16 protein-coding genes and 2 pseudogenes are annotated in these 19,091 nt (G+C 62.3%); 8 read left to right on the plus strand and 10 right to left on the minus strand.

Going from position 1 to position 19,091, the window contains the following annotated elements:
- Window positions 1-76: 76 nt before the first annotated feature.
- The gene (locus MUU54_RS10290; protein ID WP_247243928.1) at window positions 77-1,021 is read left to right on the plus strand and encodes a lysylphosphatidylglycerol synthase domain-containing protein; all 945 of its coding nucleotides are present in this window, start codon (window positions 77-79) and stop codon (window positions 1,019-1,021) included.
- On the opposite strand, the gene MUU54_RS10295 is transcribed toward MUU54_RS10290, so the two are convergent.
- Window positions 1,000-1,875 (minus strand): 23S rRNA (adenine(2030)-N(6))-methyltransferase RlmJ, encoded by an 876-nt coding sequence (locus tag MUU54_RS10295; RefSeq protein WP_247243929.1) that lies wholly within the window; start codon window positions 1,873-1,875, stop codon window positions 1,000-1,002. The genes MUU54_RS10290 and MUU54_RS10295 overlap by 22 nt on opposite strands.
- A gap of 83 nt (window positions 1,876-1,958) precedes the next feature.
- On the opposite strand from MUU54_RS10295, the gene MUU54_RS10300 reads away from it, so the two are divergent.
- Both MUU54_RS10300 and MUU54_RS10305 read left to right on the plus strand, forming a co-directional pair.
- Window positions 1,959-4,097, plus strand: a complete 2,139-nt coding sequence (locus MUU54_RS10300) for a molybdopterin-containing oxidoreductase family protein (protein ID WP_247243930.1) — start codon at window positions 1,959-1,961, stop codon at window positions 4,095-4,097.
- On the plus strand, window positions 4,094-4,690 hold the full coding sequence (locus tag MUU54_RS10305; protein ID WP_247243931.1) for an NUDIX domain-containing protein: 597 nt from the start codon (window positions 4,094-4,096) through the stop codon (window positions 4,688-4,690). The genes MUU54_RS10300 and MUU54_RS10305 overlap by 4 nt, the downstream gene beginning before the upstream one ends.
- 301 nt (window positions 4,691-4,991) lie before the next feature.
- Here MUU54_RS10305 and purN read toward each other — a convergent pair whose 3' ends face one another.
- Both purN and purM read right to left on the minus strand, forming a co-directional pair.
- Window positions 4,992-5,657 (minus strand): phosphoribosylglycinamide formyltransferase, encoded by a 666-nt coding sequence (gene purN / locus MUU54_RS10310; protein ID WP_247243932.1) that lies wholly within the window; start codon window positions 5,655-5,657, stop codon window positions 4,992-4,994.
- 11 nt (window positions 5,658-5,668) lie between these two features.
- Window positions 5,669-6,742, minus strand: a complete 1,074-nt coding sequence (gene purM / locus MUU54_RS10315) for a phosphoribosylformylglycinamidine cyclo-ligase (protein ID WP_247243933.1) — start codon at window positions 6,740-6,742, stop codon at window positions 5,669-5,671.
- A 174-nt stretch (window positions 6,743-6,916) separates the two neighbouring features.
- Here purM and MUU54_RS10320 point away from each other — a divergent pair, with 174 nt between their 5' ends.
- The 4 genes from MUU54_RS10320 to ppx are packed head-to-tail and all read left to right on the plus strand — an operon-like array spanning window position 6,917 to window position 12,543.
- Window positions 6,917-8,056 (plus strand): AI-2E family transporter, encoded by a 1,140-nt coding sequence (locus MUU54_RS10320; protein ID WP_247243934.1) that lies wholly within the window; start codon window positions 6,917-6,919, stop codon window positions 8,054-8,056.
- The gene (gene hdaA / locus MUU54_RS10325) at window positions 8,053-8,760 is read left to right on the plus strand and encodes a DnaA regulatory inactivator HdaA (RefSeq protein WP_247243935.1); all 708 of its coding nucleotides are present in this window, start codon (window positions 8,053-8,055) and stop codon (window positions 8,758-8,760) included. The genes MUU54_RS10320 and hdaA overlap by 4 nt, the downstream gene beginning before the upstream one ends.
- A gap of 59 nt (window positions 8,761-8,819) precedes the next feature.
- Window positions 8,820-11,006, plus strand: a complete 2,187-nt coding sequence (locus MUU54_RS10330; protein ID WP_247243936.1) for an RNA degradosome polyphosphate kinase — start codon at window positions 8,820-8,822, stop codon at window positions 11,004-11,006.
- Between the two features lie 16 nt (window positions 11,007-11,022).
- The gene (gene ppx / locus MUU54_RS10335; protein WP_247243937.1) at window positions 11,023-12,543 is read left to right on the plus strand and encodes an exopolyphosphatase; all 1,521 of its coding nucleotides are present in this window, start codon (window positions 11,023-11,025) and stop codon (window positions 12,541-12,543) included.
- A 54-nt stretch (window positions 12,544-12,597) separates the two neighbouring features.
- Here the strand turns inward: ppx and MUU54_RS10340 are convergent, their stop codons facing one another.
- The 3 genes and pseudogenes from MUU54_RS10340 to MUU54_RS10350 form a co-directional block, all read right to left on the minus strand.
- A complete protein-coding gene (locus MUU54_RS10340) occupies window positions 12,598-13,953 on the minus strand; it encodes an esterase-like activity of phytase family protein (RefSeq protein ID WP_247243938.1) in 1,356 nt (451 codons plus the stop codon).
- A gap of 99 nt (window positions 13,954-14,052) precedes the next feature.
- A complete protein-coding gene (locus MUU54_RS10345) occupies window positions 14,053-14,439 on the minus strand; it encodes a helix-turn-helix transcriptional regulator (protein ID WP_247244018.1) in 387 nt (128 codons plus the stop codon).
- A 51-nt stretch (window positions 14,440-14,490) separates the two neighbouring features.
- Window positions 14,491-14,915 (minus strand): annotated as a pseudogene (locus MUU54_RS10350) (AraC family ligand binding domain-containing protein); the annotation flags it as partial.
- A gap of 34 nt (window positions 14,916-14,949) precedes the next feature.
- On the opposite strand from MUU54_RS10350, the pseudogene MUU54_RS10355 reads away from it, so the two are divergent.
- Window positions 14,950-15,298, plus strand: a pseudogene (locus tag MUU54_RS10355) (DUF2000 family protein).
- A 61-nt stretch (window positions 15,299-15,359) separates the two neighbouring features.
- Here MUU54_RS10355 and rnd read toward each other — a convergent pair.
- The 4 genes from rnd to MUU54_RS10375 form a co-directional block, all read right to left on the minus strand.
- Window positions 15,360-16,508, minus strand: coding sequence for a ribonuclease D (rnd, locus tag MUU54_RS10360; protein WP_247243939.1), 1,149 nt, complete (start codon window positions 16,506-16,508; stop codon window positions 15,360-15,362).
- Window positions 16,509-16,585: 77 nt separating this feature from the next.
- Complete coding sequence (locus MUU54_RS10365; protein WP_247243940.1) at window positions 16,586-17,824, minus strand: MFS transporter; 1,239 nt, start codon at window positions 17,822-17,824, stop codon at window positions 16,586-16,588.
- Window positions 17,825-17,934: 110 nt separating this feature from the next.
- Window positions 17,935-18,468, minus strand: a complete 534-nt coding sequence (locus MUU54_RS10370; protein WP_247243941.1) for an SH3 domain-containing protein — start codon at window positions 18,466-18,468, stop codon at window positions 17,935-17,937.
- Window positions 18,469-18,862: 394 nt separating this feature from the next.
- Window positions 18,863-19,060 carry a hypothetical protein gene (locus MUU54_RS10375; RefSeq protein ID WP_247243942.1) on the minus strand — a complete coding sequence of 66 codons (198 nt, stop codon included), beginning with the start codon at window positions 19,058-19,060 and terminating at the stop codon, window positions 18,863-18,865.
- Window positions 19,061-19,091: the final 31 nt, after the last annotated feature.

Consider the following 19,091-nt stretch of genomic DNA (forward strand, 5'->3'; position numbering starts at 1 on the left):
CCTCCAATGTAGGCGAGTCAGTAACTGCCCTGCGGCTGCTGATATGCCTCGGAGGAGCAGAGATCGGCAAGTCTGGATGACCCTGAATAAATATATCTGGCCGGTGATCGGCGCCGCGACGATAGCCGTTTGCGCCTGGCTTCTCTACAAGGAATTGCGTGGCCTATCTCTTGATGACGTCTGGGACAGCCTGACTGCGATTGCCCCCCAGCATTGGGTCCTAGCAGGACTCTCGACGCTCGTGGCTTATGCTGCACTTGCGGGCTACGACCGTATCGCTCTTATGCATATCGGGCGCAGCATCGATCTCTGGTTCATTACCGTCACGTCGTTCACCACCTATGCCCTGTCGCACAATGTCGGAGCTTCCGTGATTTCCGGCGGCGTTGTGCGCTACCGGGCGTATTCCTCAAGAGGTTTGAGCGGCAGGGAAATCGGCGCTCTCATTGCGATCTGCTCCTTCACCTTCGTGCTTGGAACTCTGCTGCTGGCAGGGCTGGTCCTGGTGTTGAAGCCGCACATCACCGAGCGCTTCGGTGAGGGCTTTCCACTCGACGTCTCGTCTGCGACCGGCTATACGATCCTCGCGCTTATCGCTCTCTACGTGGCGGCGAGTTTCCTGCGCCTGCGGCCGATCACCATCGGCTCTACCCAGCTGACCTATCCGACGCCGCGCGTCGTCCTCTCGCAACTGGTTATCGGCCCTCTGGAACTGATCGGCGCAGCCGGTATCATCTATTTCGCGCTGCCCGAAGCCGGAAATCCCGGTTTCATCGTCGTCCTCGGGATCTTCCTCGCTTCGTTTTCTGCAGCGCTGATCTCTCACGCGCCCGGCGGCCTCGGGGTGCTTGAACTGGTCTTCGTCATGGGACTGCCGGACATGGATCAGGCCGATGTCATCGCCGCCCTCCTGGTCTTCCGGCTTTTCTACCTACTGATCCCGTTCGCGATCGCGCTCGGCGTCATCTTCGTCTTCGAGCGAACCCAGTTCCGGGCCAATCAGGCCTCGGAAGGATCCTGATCCCGCTCTTCCCCGCGAAGCCAGAAGGCGCGCTGTGAAGCGAACCGGTCCTGCGCCATGACATCCTTCAGTGCCGGCAGCAGCACGTGCATCTCGTCCTTCAGTGTGAAGGGTGGGTTGACGACGACGAGGCCGGAGCCGTTGAGCCCCGTGGTCTCACGGTCGCTCACCACCGTCAGTTCGATACAGAGCATCTTCGGGATATCGAGATCCTGCAGCGCCTTGTGGAAGTCCTTAATCGGCGCGCCCTTCTTCAGCGGATACCAGAGGCAAAAGGTGCCGCCGGGAAAGCGGCGATAGGCGCCGGCTAGCCCCTTTACCAGCCGCTCATACTCGTCCGGTGCCTCGAAGGGCGGATCGACGAGTACGATGCCACGCTTTTCCTTCGGCGGCAGATGCGCGCCGAGCGCCAGCCAGCCGTCGAGTTCCGTCACCCTTGCCTGATAATCCCCCTCAAACAGGCGAGCCAGCCGATTGTAGTCGTCCGGATGCAGTTCCATCGCCGAAAGCCGATCTTGCGGCCGAAACAGCATGCGCGCCAGCTTCGGCGACCCCGGGTAAAACTTGATTTCGGAGCCCGGGTTGAGCTCGCGGATAGCAGAAAGATAAGGCGCAAGCAGTTCCGCAGCCTTCGGCGGCAGATCAGCCTCCAGCAGGCGGCCGATGCCCTCGCGCCATTCTCCGGTCTTCTGCGCCTCCTCCAGCGAAAGATCATAAAGGCCAATCCCTGCATGCGTATCGAGCACCCGGAATGCCTTGTCCTTCTTCTGCATGTAGACGACGAGGCGTGCCAGCACCGCATGCTTCAGCACATCAGCAAAATTGCCTGCGTGGTAGATGTGGCGATAGTTCATGCGTGCTTCTGCCCCGGATGAATAAAATTGATGCGCTGCAAATCGCGCTTTTTGCCGCTTTGTCCTTCGCATATAGAAAAGCGATGAACCTTGCGACCCCGATCACGGCGAAAGCCGCTCCGAATGTCACTCGCGTCGGCCACACGGTCTGCCCGCACGACTGTCCATCTGCCTGTGCGCTCGACGTAGACCTCACTGCAGAGGGGCGGATCGGCCGCGTCCGCGGCTCCGCCGACAATACCTACACCGCCGGCGTCATTTGCGCCAAGGTCGCCCGCTATAGCGAGCGGATCTATCATCCGAAGCGCCTGTTGACGCCGAAGCGCAGGCTGGGCGCGAAGGGCGAGGGCGCCTGGCAGGAGATCGCCTGGGAGGACGCGCTCGACGAGATTGCGGAAGCATTCTTGCAGGCCGAGACGAGCCATGGCTCGGAGGCCGTCTGGCCCTATTTCTATGCCGGCACCATGGGTCAGGTGCAGCGCGATTCCATCGAGCGCCTGCGCCACGCGAAGAAATACTCGGGCTTCTTCGGCTCGATCTGCACCAACATGGCCTGGACCGGCTATGTGATGGGCACCGGTGCGCTTCGCGGGCCCGACCCGCGCGAAATGGCGAAATCGGATTGCGTCGTGATCTGGGGCACCAACGCGGTTGCGACCCAAGTCAATGTGATGACCCACGCGGTCAAGGCGCGCAAGGAACGCGGCGCCCCGATCGTCGTCATCGACATCTACGACAATCCGACGATGAAGCAGGCCGATATGGGTCTGATTCTGAAGCCCGGTACGGATGCGGCACTCGCCTGCGCCGTCATGCACATCGCCTTCCGCGACGGCTATGCCGACCGCGACTATATGGCGAAGTTCGCCGATGATCCCACCGGTCTAGAGGCGCATCTGCGGACGAGGACACCGGAATGGGCTTCCGCCATCACCGGCCTTTCGGTCGAGGAAATTGAAGCCTTCGCCCGTCTCGTTGGCACCACGAAGAAGACCTTCTTCCGCCTCGGCTACGGCTTTGCCCGCCAGCGCAACGGCACCGTGTCCATGCACGCGGCGCTGTCGATCGCGACGGTCCTTGGCTCCTGGCAGTACGAAGGCGGCGGTGCCTTCCACAACAACGGCGATATCTTCCGGCTGAACAAGGCGGAGCTGATGGGCACGGCCTATGCCGATCCCGACATCCGCATGCTGGACCAGTCGCAGATCGGCCGCGTTCTCACGGGCGATGTCGAGGCGCTGCGTCACCGTGGCCCGGTCACGGCGCTCCTGATCCAGAACACCAATCCGATGAACGTGGCGCCCGAGCAGCGCCTGGTGAAGCAGGGCTTTGCGCGCGACGACCTTTTCGTCGCCGTCCACGAGCAGTTCATGACGGATACGGCGGAGATGGCCGACATCGTCCTGCCGGCGACGATGTTCCTGGAGCATGACGATCTCTACCGCGCAGGCGGGCAGAACCACATTCTCCTCGGCCCCAAGCTCGTCGAGCCGCCGGAGACGGTGCGCACCAACCTCTTCGTGATCGAAGAGCTCGCCAAGCGCCTCGGCGTCGCGCACTATCCCGGATTCGGCCTTAACGAGCGCGAACACATCGACGCCATGCTCGCCGCCAGCGGCTGGCCCGGCTACGACACGCTTGCTCTGGAACGCTGGATCGATGCGCAGCCGGATTTTGAGACGGGACATTACCTCAAGGGCTTCGGCTACCCCGATGGGAAGTTCCGCTTCAGCCCCGACTGGGAGAGCGGCCCGTCGCCGAACCGCCCGCCGAAGAGCCTCGGCGCTATGGGCCCGGTCGTCCGGCTGCCGAAATATCCCGATTATGTCGAGGTGATCGAGGTGGCCGATGTTAACCATCCCTTCCGGCTTGCGACATCGCCATCGCGCAGCTTCCTCAATTCCACCTTCGCCGAAACGTCAAGTTCGGTGCAGAAGGAAGGCCGGCCGGAGGTGATGATCGAGCCTTCCGATGCGGCAGCCTTGGGCGTCCTTGACGGTGACATTGTCCGGGTCGGCAATTTTCGCGGCGAAATCCGCCTGCACGCGAAGATCGTGCCGGGCGCCAAACCTGGCGTTCTGATTGCCGAAGGCCTGTGGCCGAACAGGGCGCATCTGGACGGGGAGGGGATCAACGTCCTGACTGGCGCCGATGCCGTCGCGCCCTATGGTGGCGCCGCCTTCCATGACAACCGCGTCTGGCTGCGCAAGGATCAGGAATGACGAAACTGGAAGATGCACGAATCGAGATCGTCGAGGACAAGACGCTCTCGGACAACTGGTATCACCTGCGCAAGGTGACCTTCGACTACACCAGTTCCAAGGGTGAAACGAACCGGCTGTCGCGAGAGGTTTACGACCGCGGCAACGGCGCTACGATTCTTCTCTTTGACCCGCAGCGGCAGGTCGTCGTCCTCGTAAAGCAATTCCGCATGCCAGCGCATGTTAACGGCCATTCCGGCTGGATGATCGAGATGCCGGCCGGCCTCCTCGACGGCGACCACCCGGAGGAAGCAATCCGCCGCGAGGCAGTGGAGGAGACCGGCTACGAGGTACGCGATGTACGCTTCCTCTTCGAATGCTTCATGTCCCCGGGTGCAGTGACCGAGCGCATCCATTTCTTCTATGCGCCGATCGACGTCAGCCACAAGATCGAGGATGGCGGCGGGCTTGATGAGGAGCACGAGGACATCGAGGTCCTGGAGATCCCGCTCGACGAGGCGCTGACGATGATCGGCACCGGAGAGATCTGCGATGGCAAGACGATCATGCTCCTGCACTGGGCCGCGCTCAATAGAGACAAGCTGGCGGCCTAGCGCTTCGGCGGGCGAGCTATGTCCGCAGCGGTAGGCCCTTGGGTTTGGCCGCCTCTGCCAATCTTCGCTCAAGCGTTGCAAGCGGCACCTTGGGCCCCCATGCCAGCGCCAGATAGGCCGCGTCGTAAGCCGTCAGGCGGTGGCGTTCGATGAGCGGCAGGACGTCTTCCCCAACCTCTACCTTCGCCAGAAGCTCAGGTTAGAGTTGCATCTTCAATCTTTCGGTGATCGTCATGGATGTCGCGCTCAGGCAAACCTCGAAAGCAGGATAAGCCTTGGAGCATGAAGCTCAAAGAAGCGTCTAGAGCCCGCCGGAGAGCAGCATCTGCGCAGCCGTCCCATCGAAGGTGCCCGGTGTCGTAACAGCCCGTCCGCCCTCCATCCGCACCCCTCCTTCGGCCACCAGTTTCAGTGCGAGTGGATAGAGCTTGTGCTCCACGGTCAGGATCCGCGCAGCCAGAGCCTCCGCCGTATCTTCAGCCAGTACGGGAACAGCCGCCTGCGCGATGATCGGACCCTCATCCATGCCTTCGGTCACGAAATGCACGGTGCAGCCGGCAATCTTCATGCCCGCATCGATCGCTCGCTGGTGGGTGTGGAGACCCGGAAACAGCGGTAGCAGGGAAGGATGAATGTTGATGATGCGGGTCTCATGCGCGCGAATGAAGTCGCCTGAGAGTAGGCGCATATAGCCCGCCAGACAGATGATGTCCGGTTTTATCTCCGCGAGCGCCGTAAGGATCGCCGCCTCGTGCTCAGCCTTGTCCGCATAACCCTTCCGCTCGAAGACGCGGGTCGGAATGCCCATGGCCTCGGCTTTTGCCAGCCCGCCGGCGGACGCCTTGTCGGAGATCACGCAAGAAATCTCGGCCGGGTAGTCGGCTGCTTGGCAAGCCTTCGCCAGCGTCAGCATGTTGGAGCCGCCGCCGGAAATGAAGACGACAACGCGCTTGCGCGGCCTTTGCATGCCGGCTCGGCTCATAGGGCAAGCGTGCCTTTATAAATCGTGCCGGCGCCGCCGTCTTCACGCGCGACGACCCGACCGAGCGGAACCACGGCTTCGCCCTCGGATGCCAGAACGGCCGTCACTTGATCAACGTCGTCGGCCGCGACCACAGCAATCATGCCGATGCCGCAGTTGAAGGTGCGCAGCATTTCCTTCTCTTCCACGCCGCCGGTTTTCGCCAGCCAGGAGAAGACGGGGGGGACAGGGATGGAATCGAGATCGATCTCGGCACCGAGGTTCTTCGGAAGCACCCGCGGAATGTTCTCCGGAAAGCCGCCGCCGGTGATATGGGCAAGTGCCTTGATAGCACTGGTCTCGCGGATCGCCTTCAGAAGCGGCTTCACATAGATGCGCGTCGGGGTCAGCAGCGCTTCCCCCAGCGTCTTGCCTTCGGCGAACGGTGCGGCGTCCTCCCATCCAAGACGCGAGACAGAGACGATCTTGCGCACCAGCGAAAAGCCGTTGGAATGTACGCCGGAAGACGTCAAGCCGAGGATCGCGTCACCCTCGGCAAGATCGCCGACCGGCAGCAACTGCCCGCGTTCGGCCGCACCCACGGCAAACCCCGCAAGATCGTAGTCGCCGCCGGCATACATGCCCGGCATTTCTGCAGTTTCCCCGCCGATCAAAGCACAGCCTGCCTGGCGGCAACCTTTGGCAATGCCCTGCACGATCGATGCACCCTGGTCGGGGTCGAGCTTGCCCGTGGCGAAATAGTCGAGGAAGAAGAGCGGCTCCGCACCCTGCACGACGAGATCGTTGACGCACATCGCCACAAGATCGATGCCCACCGTGTCATGGCGATCCGCATCGATAGCAATCTTCAGCTTCGTGCCAACGCCGTCATTGGCCGCGACCAGCACCGGATCGGTGAAGCCTGCGGCGCGCAGATCGAACAGGCCGCCAAAGCCGCCGATCTCGCCGTCGGCGCCGGGCCGACGTGTCGAGCGGACGGCTGGCTTGATCTTCTCGACCATCAGGTTTCCAGCATCAATATCGACGCCAGCATCGCTATAGGTGAGGCCGTTCTTGCCCGTCTCGGTCATCGCCTGTCTCCGCTCATGAAGCTTGCTGGGCCATTGCACGGCCTGCCGCTTTATGCAAGCGCCACCAGGGGCTTTGCCACGGCTATCATGGTGTCAGGTCCCGCACTTGACTGCTCCGGCGGCCAAAGCCTATCGGTGAGGGGACACGGGGCCGCGGATTTCGGGGAAGCGGGCATGCCATATCACATCAGCGGTGCAAGGCTTCGCCGGCACATCCTCTTCTGGATGGCCGCTCTTGTCGTCTTCATCGTGTTTCTCTGGGCCTTCCGCTCCATCCTCCTGCCGTTCGTCGCGGGTATGGCGCTTGCCTACTTCCTCGATCCCGTCGCCGACTGGCTCGAGCGGCGCGGGTTGAGCCGCATGATGGCGACTGTCGTCATTCTCGTCTGTTTTGTCCTTGTCTTCGCACTGTCGCTGATGATCGTCATCCCGATCATCGTCGGTCAGCTGAATGACTTCGCACTGGCGCTGCCGGCCTATATCAGTCAGCTGCAGGAACTGATCGCGAGCCCGCAGGCCTTCCTGCCGGACTGGCTGAGTGCACAGATCGAGACGGTGAAGCAGAATTTCTCCGACGTCATGTCGGAAGGGGCGGGCTTCATCGGCGGCCTCATCCGGCAGATCTGGGCCTCGGGCAAGACGCTCCTTGACGTGGTTTCCCTACTCGTGGTCACTCCGGTCGTCGCGTTTTACATCCTGCTCGACTGGGACAAGATGGTCGCCAAGGTCGATAGCTGGATCCCGCGCGACCAGACGGTCGTGGTGCGCAGCCTGGCGCGCGAGATGGACATGGTGATTGCCGGCTTTGTCCGCGGCCAGGGCTCCATCTGCCTCATCCTCGGGATTTTCTACGCCATCGGCCTTTCACTGATAGGCCTGAACTTCGGCCTGCTGATCGGTTTCGTCGCGGGCATGATCAGCTTTATTCCCTATGTCGGCTCCTTCGTCGGGCTGGTACTTTCGGTCGGTGTCGCCGTCGTTCAGTTTTGGCCGGACTACACGTGGATCATCGCCACCGCCGCCGTCTTTTTCGCCGGCCAATTTATCGAGGGCAACATCCTGCAGCCGAAGCTGATGGGTTCGCGCATCGGCCTTCACCCCGTCTGGTTGATGTTCGCGCTCTTTGCCTTCGGCGCGATGTTCGGCTTCGTCGGCCTGCTGATCGCGGTTCCCGCCGCCGCCGTCGTCGGCGTGCTTGTTCGCTTCGCCCTGTCACGTTATCTTGAGAGCGACCTCTATTATGGTCGCGCGGCGGCACTCCCCTGGCAGGAGGCGCGGCCCCCAACGCTGGAGCATTCCCGAGACAGCGAATGAACGACACCACAGAGCGCGATCGACGGCGCCACGAGCAGCTGCCGCTGGCTTTCCCCTATTCCAGCGCCAGCGGGCGCGACGATCTTCTGGTTTCCGCACGGCTTGACGCCGCCGTGAGCGTCATCGATCAATGGCCCCAGTGGCCGGCGCCTGTCGTCATCCTCGCCGGCCCCGTCGGTTCGGGAAAGTCGCATCTTGCGGCAATCTGGCGAGAGCGCAGCCAAGCAACGAGCATTTGCCCGAAGACCGGTTCCAGTGCCGCGGCACTTGCCGCCGAGGGGCCTGTCCTTTTCGAGGATGCCGATCGCCGGGGCTTTGACGAGACCGAACTCTTCCATGTCATCAACAGCGTGCGCGAAAACGGCCACACGCTCCTGATGACCGCCCGCCTTTGGCCGATGTCCTGGCCGGTGACGCTCCCCGATCTGCGGTCGCGCCTGAAGGCCGCCACCGTCGTCGAGATCGGTGAGCCGGACGAGGATCTACTCGGCCAGGTGATCATCAAGCTCTTCGCCGACCGCCAGCTTTACATAGATGACAAGCTGGTCGGCTATATCGTTCAGCGCATGGAGCGTTCTTTGGCTGCGGCGCAGACCATCGTCGAGCGCCTCGACCGGCTGGCGCTTGCACGCGGAACGGGGATTACGCGCAATCTGGCTGCGGAAGTGTTGAACGAAGTCGGCAATGCCGAAGACGGCGGTTGACTGTCATAGTTCCGTCGCCAATCTGTAATACTTGCCGGAGAGCAATTGGGGGCTGATCAATGGATGTGACGAGCGGGACCGGACAGGACAAGGTGGAAGCACCTTCCTTCGACGAACTGATGGCAAGCCCGGACCGGTTCATTAACCGCGAGTTCTCTTGGCTGCAGTTCAACCGCCGCGTTCTGGAAGAGACGCTCAACACGGCCCACCCTCTGTTGGAGCGCGTCCGCTTCCTGTCAATTTCGGCCGCCAACCTCGATGAGTTCTTCATGGTGCGCGTCGCCGGGCTGGAAGGCCAGGTGCGCCAGAGCATTGCCGTGCGAAGCCCCGACGGGAAGACGCCGGCCGAACAGCTTGACAGCATCCTTCAGGAGATCGACAATCTGCAGATGGAGCAGCAGGCCTCGCTGGCCGTGCTGCAGCAATATTTGGCGCAGGAAGATATCCTGATCGTGCGCCCGGCAGCGCTGTCGCAGGAAGATCGCGCCTGGCTCGCCAACGCCTTCGAGGAGGATCTTTTCCCGATCCTCACGCCGCTGTCGATTGACCCGGCGCACCCATTCCCCTTCATCCCGAATCTGGGCTTCTCGATCGCCCTGCAGCTCCACAGCCTGCATGGTCGCGATCCGATGACAGGTCTGCTTCGCCTGCCGCCAACACTCGATCGTTTCATCCGCCTTCCCGACGATGGCCCGACGACCCGCTACATCACACTTGAGGATGTCGTTGGTATGTTCACCAACCGCCTCTTCCCCGGTTACGAGGTGAAGGGTGCCGGCACCTTCCGCCTCATCCGCGACAGCGATATCGAGGTCGAGGAAGAGGCCGAAGATTTGGTCCGCTTCTTTGAAACCGCCCTGAAGCGCCGCCGCCGCGGCAAGGTCATCCGCATCGAGACCGATTCCGAAATGCCGTCGGAACTGCGCCACTTCGTGGTGCAGGAACTGGGCGTGCCGGATAATCGCGTCGCGGTTCTCCCAGGTCTGCTGGCGCTCAATACGCTGTCGGAGATTGCAAAAGCGCCACGCGACGACCTTCGGTTCGAGCCTTATAATGCGCGATTTCCCGAGCGCGTTCGCGATCACGCCGGAGACTGCTTCGGCGCGATCCGCGAAAAGGACATGGTGGTCCACCATCCGTACGAGAGCTTCGACGTGGTGGTCCAGTTCCTCCTTCAGGCGGCGCGTGATCCGGATGTTCTGGCGATAAAGCAGACGCTCTACCGCACTTCCAATGACAGTCCGATCGTCCGCGCCCTGATCGATGCCGCCGAGATGGGCAAATCCGTCACCGCGCTCGTCGAGCTCAAGGCCCGTTTCGACGAGGAGGCCAACATCCGCTGGGCCCGCGACCTCGAGCGCGCCGGCGTACAGGTCGTCTTCGGCTTCATCGAACTCAAGACTCACGCCAAGATGTCGATGGTGGTGCGCCGGGAAGAGGGCAGGCTTCGCACCTATTGCCACCTCGGCACAGGCAACTATCACCCCGTTACGGCAAAAATCTACACCGACCTTTCCTTCTTCACCTGCAACCCGAAGATCGCCCACGACATGGCGAATGTCTTCAACTTCATCACCGGCTATGGCGAGCCCGAAGACAGCATGAAGCTCGCTGTCTCGCCTTACACGCTGCGGCCGCGCATCCTGCGTCACATCGAGGAAGAGATTGTGCACGCCCGCGAGGGGCGTCCGGCCGCGATCTGGATGAAGATGAACTCGCTGGTCGATCCCGAGATCATCGATGCGCTCTACCGGGCAAGCCAGGCCGGCGTGGAGATCGATCTGGTTGTCCGAGGCATCTGCTGCTTGCGGCCACAGGTGAGGGGGCTGTCGGAGAATATCCGCGTCCGGTCCATCGTCGGCCGTTTTCTTGAGCACAGCCGGATCTTCTGCTTTGGCAACGGCTACGGTCTGCCCTCGGAACACGCGCTCGTCTACATCGGCTCTGCCGACATGATGCCACGCAATCTCGACCGGCGCGTCGAGACGCTGGTGCCGCTTTTAAACCCGACTGTGCATGAGCAAGTCCTGTCGCAGATCATGCTCGGCAACTTGATTGACAATCAGCAGAGCTACGAGATATTGCCCGACGGTACGTCCAGGCGCATCGAAGTGCGTCCGGGTGAGGAACCTTTCAACGCGCAGCAGTATTTCATGACCAATCCGAGCCTTTCCGGTCGTGGTGAAGCTCTGAAATCAAGTGCTCCAAAGCTGATTGCTGGCCTGATGGCCGGGCGCAGGAAATAAGCCAGAAAAGGCATGCATGGTTCGATCTGAAGCCCAAGGGCGGTTGCCGGGGATCGCCCCTGTCTCCGTCGTCGACATCGGTTCCAACTCTGTCCGTCTCGTTATCTATGAAGGGCTGTCACGCGCTCCCGCGATGCTTTTCAACGAGAAGGTTCTTTGCGGGCTCGGCAAGGGCTTGGCATCCACCGGCCGAATGGATTCGGCAGCGGTCGAGCGAGCGCTGAGCGCATTGCGGCGCTTCCGGGCGCTTTCCAACCAGGCGCGCGCCACCGATATCTTCGTTCTCGCTACCGCCGCCGCACGCGAAGCCTCCAACGGCTCCCGCTTCATCCGCGATGCCGAGGAGATCATCGGTCGAAAGGTGCAGGTGCTCACCGGCGAGGAAGAAGCGCTTTATTCCGCCTATGGCGTCATCAGCGGCTTCCATGAGCCGGATGGCATCGCCGGAGATCTCGGTGGGGGCTCCCTCGAGCTCATCGATATTAAGGGTGAGAAGATCGGCCGCGGCATCACCCTGCCTCTCGGCGGCCTGCGCCTGTCGGAAACCTCGGGCCAATCGCTGGAGAAAGCGCGCGCGCTGGCGATCGACCACGTCGCAAAGGCCAAGTTCCTAAAGAATGGCGAAGGGCGCACCTTTTATGCCGTGGGTGGCACGTGGCGAAACATAGCCAAGCTGCACATGGAGATGACCGACTATCCGCTGCACATGATGCAGGGATACAAGGTCGGCGCCGACGAGCTTTCGGCATTCCTGGATACGATCATCGAAGGCAAAGAGCCCAAGCATCCCGCCTGGCAGGCTGTGTCCAAGAACCGCCGTGCGCTGCTTCCGTTCGGCGCCGTGGCGATGCAGGAGGTGCTGCGTGCGATGAAGCCGTCGCACATCGCCTTCTCCGCACAAGGCGTGCGCGAAGGCTACCTTTATTCGCTTCTGTCCGACGAGGAGAAGGCGTCCGACCCGCTGCTGGTGGCAGCCGATCAGCTCGCTATCCTGCGCGCTCGCTCGCCCGAACATGCCCGCGAACTCGCGGCCTGGACCGGTCGGATGGTGCCGCTCTTCGGCATCGAGGAGAGCGAGGAAGAAAGCCGCTACCGCCAGGCCGCCTGCCTGTTGGCCGACATCAGCTGGCGCGCCCATCCCGATTACCGCGGCCCCCAGGCGCTCAATCTGATTGCCCACTCGTCGCTGGTCGGCATCACGCATCCTGGTCGCGCTTACCTCGCGCTGGCCAATTACCACCGCTTCGAAGGGCTACAGGACGACGGCGCCTCAAGCAGCTTCGCCTCCATCACGACGCCGCGTTACGTCGATCTGGCAAAGCTTCTCGGCGGCATGCTGCGCGTCCTCTACCTGTTTTCTGCTTCCATGCCGGGCATCGTCAACAGCCTGGCCTTCCGTCCCGCAAGCGATCCCGATCTCGACCTGGAATTCGTCGTGCCGCACGAGCATGCGGATTTCGCCGGTGAGCGCCTCGACGGCCGCCTCCAGCAGCTCGCCAAGCTGACCGGCAAGCGTCTGGGCTTCAGGTTTGAATAGCGCACCTCTCCCCGCGAGCGGGGAGAGGCAAGATCCAGAAGATCGGCGGACGCCTCACTTGGCTGCGAGAAAATCTCCCACTTCCAGCAGCACGAACTCGTTATCGTCGGCCTTGTCCAGCGCACGGCCGGCAGAGAAGGGGAGGTTGTTGTCGTTGCCGACGACGATATGCGTCGTGTCGATGACGTCGACATCCTCGATTGTCACGAACGGCATGTCGTAGAAGCCTTCGCCGCCGCCCTGGCGCGCGACACCCTTCGGATCCTTGATCTGCATGAGGTCGATGTAGCCGATCTTACGCACGGCCTTGTCGACGTTCTCGTCGCTCATCTCGATCTTGTAGATGCGCTTGTGCTTGGCGGGCGTGGCAAAGCAGGCTGGTTCCGGCTTCTTCGGGTCGGCGCAGGCGCGATCTGCCGTACCGGCGCCATTGTCGCGCTCGATTACCAGCGCCGTCGTATCGTCGATCATGTTGAAGTCGCCGATCGCTTCGCCGCCTTCCGACAGCGGATAAAGCCAGGAGCGGCCGGTCCAGGCCTTGGAGGCCGTGTCGAACTCGACGATGCGCAGCGCCGTCATGCCGTCGGCGGTTTCAACCGTCCCGTCATCCTTGTAGAGTGGGCCTTCGAGCAGGCCGTAGAGCTTGGAGCCGTCCGCCGACATCGCCAGACCCTCGTAGCCACCGGAGCGCTTCAGGTTGAAGCTTGGCATCTCGGCCGTCGGGTTGGCCGGCAGGACGAGTGTAGGATTGTCCGGCGACTTCACCTCCGTCTCACCCACCTTGGTGGCTATCACGTCTGTCAGTTTGCCATCCTTGGTGAACTTCAGGAGGTAGGGCCCGAATTCCTCGCCCACCCAAAAACCATCCGCCACTGGCTGGATCGATTCCACGTCAAAATCGGCGCCAGTCAGATAGCGGTTGTCGCTGCCTTCAAGCACGATCGGGAAGGGAGCCTTCTTGTCCGGGTCCGAGAGGAAGACGGTGTTGATCCGCTCGACGGTGCCGCTTTCCCAGTCGAAACGGATGTTGTGCAGCATCAGCGCCGCATCGCTGGAGTTGATCTTGGAACCGAAGCCGTTATCCGACAGGCTCCAGAAGGTGCCGTCCGGCATAGTCTTAATGCCGGAAAAACCCTGTATCGGCTGGCCGTCGAAAGGGAGCGAGAGGCCGGTGGTCCGTACGCCGTCTTTGCCGGGAACGGTCCCCATGCCCTCGGCCCGCTTGCGGTCAGCGGTGGTGAACTTGCCGGAGGTCTTCAAGTGTTCCGGCGCGTCTTCCGGTGCCGCAATGATGATGTTTGCCGGCAGGATGGCGTGGGAAACGAGCGTGGCGGGAAAGGCTTTTTCTTCCGCCAGACCCTGGCTTGCCGAAAGGGCAACGAGTGCGACGGATGCGAGCAGTGTTCTCATCGTGAGAGCCCCAAAAAGGTTGAACACGCTTTCCCTAGGACGCATGCATGACGGGTGCTTGATGGCTGGTTGACGCTTTGATGAAGGTTGCTGTGATCGTCAGGCGACGCGGCTGAGCGCCATCCAGTGCCCGGGCGTCATCCCGTAGGTCTTCTTGAAGTGGCGGGTGAAATGCGCCTGGTCCGAGAAGCCGGAAGCGGCCGCGGACTCCGCAAGGCTCGCGCCACCGGCCATCTCGCGCCGTGCCCGGTCGAGCCGTCGCATCACGAGATAACGGTGCGGGCTCGTGCCCAGCAGGCGGCGGAACTGTCGCGCCAGTTCGTACCGGTTGAGCCCTGCCACATCCTCCAGATCCGCTGAGGACACGTCATCCGTGGCATGCGCATCGAGATAGTCCTTCGAGCGTGCGACAGCCCGCTGTGCCAGCACGCCAACCGGCGTGGTGGAAAGCGCCCCATGCCGCTGCAGCCCGGCGGCGATCCGCATCAGCGCGTCGTCCAGAAGGAGATCCTGCGGCGCCTGCGCCAGATCCTCTAGCAGCTCCGCCAGCGCCTGCCGCAACGACGGATCGCTCACCACGGGGTCGGCCACGAAGGGCAGGGACTTCCCCTCGCGCCCGCACGCGGCACCGATCAGATCCGGCGGCAAATAAAGCATCCGGTAGACGAGCCGGTCCGCCGTCCCGGCGGCGCCGTCATGCACTTCGTCCGATACCGGAAGGCCTGCACGCCCGAAACGGTGATCCCCAGCGCATAGGTATCGTGCCGGTGCGGCGAGAAGCCGTTGCCGTGGAAGCGCGCCGCGATCCGCTCGATGCCGCGCCAGGGCGCTGACAGCTCGATCCGGTCGTCCTGCGGTTTGCACGAACATGCAAGACCACCTGCCGCTCCGGTTGCTAGGCGCTTGCCCTCCTCGATACCGCAAATGGAGTTTTCCCGCATGTTCGACACCAAGATCGCCATCGTTTTACGCAACGACCTTGCCCAGTAGCAGGCGCTGAACGTGACCGCCTTCCTGACAAGCGGCCTCGTCGCCCAATATCCGGAGGTGATCGGCGAAGCTTACCGGGATGCAGCCGGCCATGTCTACAACAGCCTGACGATCCAGCCGATGGTGATCCTGAGTGCGGACCAGGACGTCTTGCGCATCATCTTGCCGCGCGCTCGAGCGCGACATCACCACCTCGCTCTACATCGAGGAAATGTTCGCCACCGGCCACGACGCCGCCAACCGCGAGGTCTTCGCACAGTTCTCGCCGGAAGACGCCAAAGTGGTCGGTATCGCGCTGCGCGCCGACAAGAAGCTCGTTGACAAGATCACCAAGGGGGCGAAGCTCCACGGCTGAAGGTGAGGGCGTTGCAGGCCTGACTAAGGATGGTCGCGCGAGGTCCGCCGCCTAGAGATTTTTAGGAAAGCTCCACCGCCTCGACCTTCTTGTCGACGAAGCGAAGGGCCACGCCGCCGGAGATGAGCTTCAGCGCGGTGTCGCCGAAGAGTTCGCGCCGCCAGCCGGAAAGCGCGGCGACCTCGGCCGTTTCGCCTTCCGCCGCAATCTTTTCCAGGTCGTCTGTGTTGGCGATCACCTTTGCGGCGACGCCCTCCTTGTCGGAGATCAGCCGCAGCAGCACCTTCAGGAGCTCGACGGCGGCACCTGTGCCTTCCGGCGAGCGCACGTGCTTCGGCGCATGCGGCATCTCCGACTTCGGCAGGGCAAGGGCTGCATTGACAGCCTCGATCACTGCGGTGCCGGAGGCCGAGCGCTCCCAGCCCTTGGGGATGGTCCGCAGGCGGGAAAGCGCTTCGGCATCCTTCGGCTGCTGCTGGGCGATCTCGTAGATTCCGTCGTCCTTCAGCACCCGCGAGCGCGGCACGTTTCGGCTGCGCGCTTCCCGCTCGCGCCAGGCGGCGACGTACTTCAGGATGGCGAGCTCGCTCGGCTTGCGCAGCCGCGCCTTCAGCCGCAGCCAGGCATCGTCCGGGTGGATGTCGTAGGTGTTGGCCGATTCTAGGATCGCCATCTCCTCCGTCAGCCAGCCGGCTCGGCCTTCCCGCTCCAGCTGCGCCTTGAGGAACTGGTAAACGTCGCGCAGATGCGTCACGTCGGCCAGCGCATAGTCGAGCTGCTTGTCGGAAAGCGGCCGCCGGCTCCAGTCGGTGAAGCGCGAGGACTTGTCGATCTGGGTGCCCGTTACCCGCTGCACCAGCTGGTCGTAGGAGACACTGTCGCCGAAGCCACAGACCATGGCGGCCACCTGCGTGTCGAAGATCGGGTGCGGCACGAGATTGCCAAGGTGATGGATGATCTCGATGTCCTGGCGCGCCGCATGGAAGACCTTAACCACCTTCGTGTCGGCCATCAACTCAAAGAAGGGCGCAAGATCCAGACCCTTGGCGAGCGGGTCGACCAGCACTTCCATCGTCGGGCTCGCCATCTGGATCAGGCAGAGCTGCGGCCAGAACGTCGTTTCTCTCAGAAACTCTGTATCGATGGTGATGAAGTCGGATTGGGCAAGCGCCCGGCAGGCGTCCTTAAGGGCGGCAGTGGTTTCGATCATCAGTCCGTCGCGTCAATTCGTCAAAAGATCGGCCTTCCTTCTCCTTCCGCTCGCATATGTCAATACAACCGGGCCGATCAGCGCCGATCTTCCTTACCCGAGGGCGCGGCAAGCTTGTTGAAATAGGCGGAAGTGCGAAGCAGTGCACGGAAGCGACGCGGACGCTCTTCCGGCGGCACCGGCGGACGGGTCGCCATCCGCCGCAGCGTGTAGATGGCAAATCCGGCAAAGACGAAGGATGTGTAGACGAAGAAGACGTCCGCCCCGATGAACTGCAGCATCAAGGCCGCGAGCAACGGCCCAACGGTTGCGCCCATGGACCAGTAGAACAGCAGGCCGGCAGACATCAGCGCATGCTCGCCATCCCGCGCGTGATCGTTGCCGTGCGCCGAACAGAGCGAATAGAGCGGCATCGAGAAGGCGCCGAACAGGAAGACGCCGATGATATTGGCCATCTCGCTCGTTCCGGCGCCGAAGGAAAGATAGGCGCCCGTGATGATGGAGCCGATCGTCGTCCAGAGGATCACCTTTCGACGGTCCAGCCGGTCGGAATAGATGCCGAGCGGATATTGCAGCACCACACCGCCGATGATGCCGGCGCTCATGAACGTCGCGATCGAGGTGATGCTCATGCCGATTGCTTCGCCGTAGATCGGCCCGATGTTGCGGAAGGCCGCCATGGCAAGGCCTACGCATGTGACGCCGACGACCGCCAGCGGCGAAATCCGCCACACCGCCAGAAGGTCAAAGCGGATCGCATCGGGCGGGGAGGGGCTGGAGCGGTCGGCAAGCGAGATCGGCACGAGAGACAGCGTCATGGCGATCGCGATCATGCTGAAGATCACGCTCCCCTCGATCCCGGCAACCGGAATGACGTACTGCGCCGCCGTCACCGACCCGAGGTCGACCAGGCGGTAGATCGACAGCGTCCGCGCGCGGTTGGCGTTCGTGACCTTGGCGTTGATCCAGCTTTCGACGGTTGCAAACAGGCTGGCGACCGCGATCCCGATCAGGAAGCGCATCAGGAGCCAGAAGAGCGGGTCGATGATCAGCGACATGGATAGAGAACAGGATGCAGCGATCGCCGCCATGGCGGAGAAGGTCCGGATGTGCCCGATCTGGCGCAGCAGCCTGGTGACATAGATGCAGCCGATGGCGAAGCCGACGCTGTAGCCGGCGCCGATCATGCCGATCAGGGCAGGGGAAAAGCCTTCATGCGATCCCCGAAGGGCAATGAACGTACCTTGCAGTCCGTTGCCGCCGATCAGGATGCCGGCAGTGGCAAGCAGGGGAATGAGCGGACGGATATGGCTCATGCGGAACTTCCGGAGGGCTGCGACTCGCAGACGCTCGCGCAGGACCGCGCAATCATAAGCCAGTAGCGCCGCCGCTGTCTTGCCAAAATCAGCGAAGGGTAGTGGTCACGTTACTGGCCGCTGACGAACCGCCGGTCGACCCATCCTTCCCAGCCCTCGACCCGGACCTTCTGCCAGCCGTCGGTGGCATAGGGCAGAAAGGCGATGTCGCACTGGTTAGGGGGGAGGGTAGTCACCACCTGCGACTGCGGCGAAGGCCAGCGCCGAAGGTTCAGCCGGTCATTCGAAGAGACGCCGGTAACGCAATAAAGCGATGGCGAAACCATGGAAATATACCGGCTGTGAACCCATCCGGTGTCGTGCCGTGCTTCCACCGGGCACCAGTCGCCATGACACGCGCCGGTCACGATCACGCCGCAGTCATTGTGCCGCAGCCTGCTGGCGATGCTCGCTTTGGCGCTCGGCTGTCGCCGCACGTTCAAAACATCGTCTGCCCTGATGTTCACGACGCAATGCTCCTCGCCCGAAACGACCTGGGCGTCGGCGGTACCGGAAGTCGGGAAAGCCGCAGGCGCGAGCGCGCTCAGCGCAATATGGAAGAGAAGGAAGAAGGGTTTAGAAGCTCGCTGCGGTAAGGTAGGCATGGTTGCTCCGATCCGCATCGGCGTGCTTTGCAAGCAGGGGAGCGCCGGCGAGGAAGATCGCAAGAGCGAGTATGAATACTGGGCCCTGAAGCGGCATCGGCAGATCCTCCATCGGTTAACGGGATCTAAAGTAGGTCGCTCAAATTAACCGCATCTGAATAGGGATGGTTAACGGGCTGCAGATCGACTCTTTTCGAACACAATCCATTGCTAATGGATCATCTGTCGGCATTGCTGATGAGCGCTGAAATGAATTCTCCGCTCGCAATCGCCGCCGTCGATTTTCGACTTTTGACCACGGATGTACTGGCGGGGGTAAGAAAACGACGATGAGGAAGGTCGGAGCGATGTCGCCCCGGCCTTTTTTGTTGGCCTAAAGCCGGGTTCCCGCGCGTCACTGCGACTGCTGCTGCACCGGCGATGGTGACGGGTCTGCCGGCTGGGCCGGAAGCGTTTCTTCGGTGTTGGTCCGGTCCGGCGGGGTGGTGGGAGCCGTGTCCGTCCCGCGCGTGATCCAGTAGGCCAGAGCCAACCCGATGATGATGACGACGATCGCGCCAATGATGGGCATCGATTTGCTTTTCTGAGACATTGTCTACCTCGCTGCGAATGACCGACTGAAA

The sequence above is a fragment of the Pseudorhizobium tarimense genome (assembly GCF_022968135.1).
In the GTDB taxonomy this organism is placed as follows: domain Bacteria; phylum Pseudomonadota; class Alphaproteobacteria; order Rhizobiales; family Rhizobiaceae; genus Neorhizobium; species Neorhizobium tarimense.

Bases quoted from the DNA above. Each gene is read 5' to 3' on its own strand.
- MUU54_RS10330 (WP_247243936.1), top strand. From the start codon at position 8,820: ATGGATGTGACGAGCGGGACCGGACAGGACAAGGTGGAAGCACCTTCC.
- hdaA (WP_247243935.1), top strand. From the start codon at position 8,053: ATGAACGACACCACAGAGCGCGATCGACGGCGCCACGAGCAGCTGCCG.
- ppx (WP_247243937.1), top strand. From the start codon at position 11,023: ATGGTTCGATCTGAAGCCCAAGGGCGGTTGCCGGGGATCGCCCCTGTC.
- MUU54_RS10290 (WP_247243928.1), top strand. From the start codon at position 77: ATGACCCTGAATAAATATATCTGGCCGGTGATCGGCGCCGCGACGATA.
- purN (WP_247243932.1), bottom strand. From the start codon at position 5,657: ATGCAAAGGCCGCGCAAGCGCGTTGTCGTCTTCATTTCCGGCGGCGGC.
- purM (WP_247243933.1), bottom strand. From the start codon at position 6,742: ATGACCGAGACGGGCAAGAACGGCCTCACCTATAGCGATGCTGGCGTC.
- MUU54_RS10320 (WP_247243934.1), top strand. From the start codon at position 6,917: ATGCCATATCACATCAGCGGTGCAAGGCTTCGCCGGCACATCCTCTTC.
- MUU54_RS10340 (WP_247243938.1), bottom strand. From the start codon at position 13,953: ATGAGAACACTGCTCGCATCCGTCGCACTCGTTGCCCTTTCGGCAAGC.
- MUU54_RS10305 (WP_247243931.1), top strand. From the start codon at position 4,094: ATGACGAAACTGGAAGATGCACGAATCGAGATCGTCGAGGACAAGACG.
- MUU54_RS10345 (WP_247244018.1), bottom strand. From the start codon at position 14,439: ATGCGGATCGCCGCCGGGCTGCAGCGGCATGGGGCGCTTTCCACCACG.
- MUU54_RS10300 (WP_247243930.1), top strand. From the start codon at position 1,959: ATGAACCTTGCGACCCCGATCACGGCGAAAGCCGCTCCGAATGTCACT.
- rnd (WP_247243939.1), bottom strand. From the start codon at position 16,508: ATGATCGAAACCACTGCCGCCCTTAAGGACGCCTGCCGGGCGCTTGCC.
- MUU54_RS10370 (WP_247243941.1), bottom strand. From the start codon at position 18,468: ATGCCTACCTTACCGCAGCGAGCTTCTAAACCCTTCTTCCTTCTCTTC.
- MUU54_RS10295 (WP_247243929.1), bottom strand. From the start codon at position 1,875: ATGAACTATCGCCACATCTACCACGCAGGCAATTTTGCTGATGTGCTG.
- MUU54_RS10375 (WP_247243942.1), bottom strand. From the start codon at position 19,060: ATGTCTCAGAAAAGCAAATCGATGCCCATCATTGGCGCGATCGTCGTC.
- MUU54_RS10365 (WP_247243940.1), bottom strand. From the start codon at position 17,824: ATGAGCCATATCCGTCCGCTCATTCCCCTGCTTGCCACTGCCGGCATC.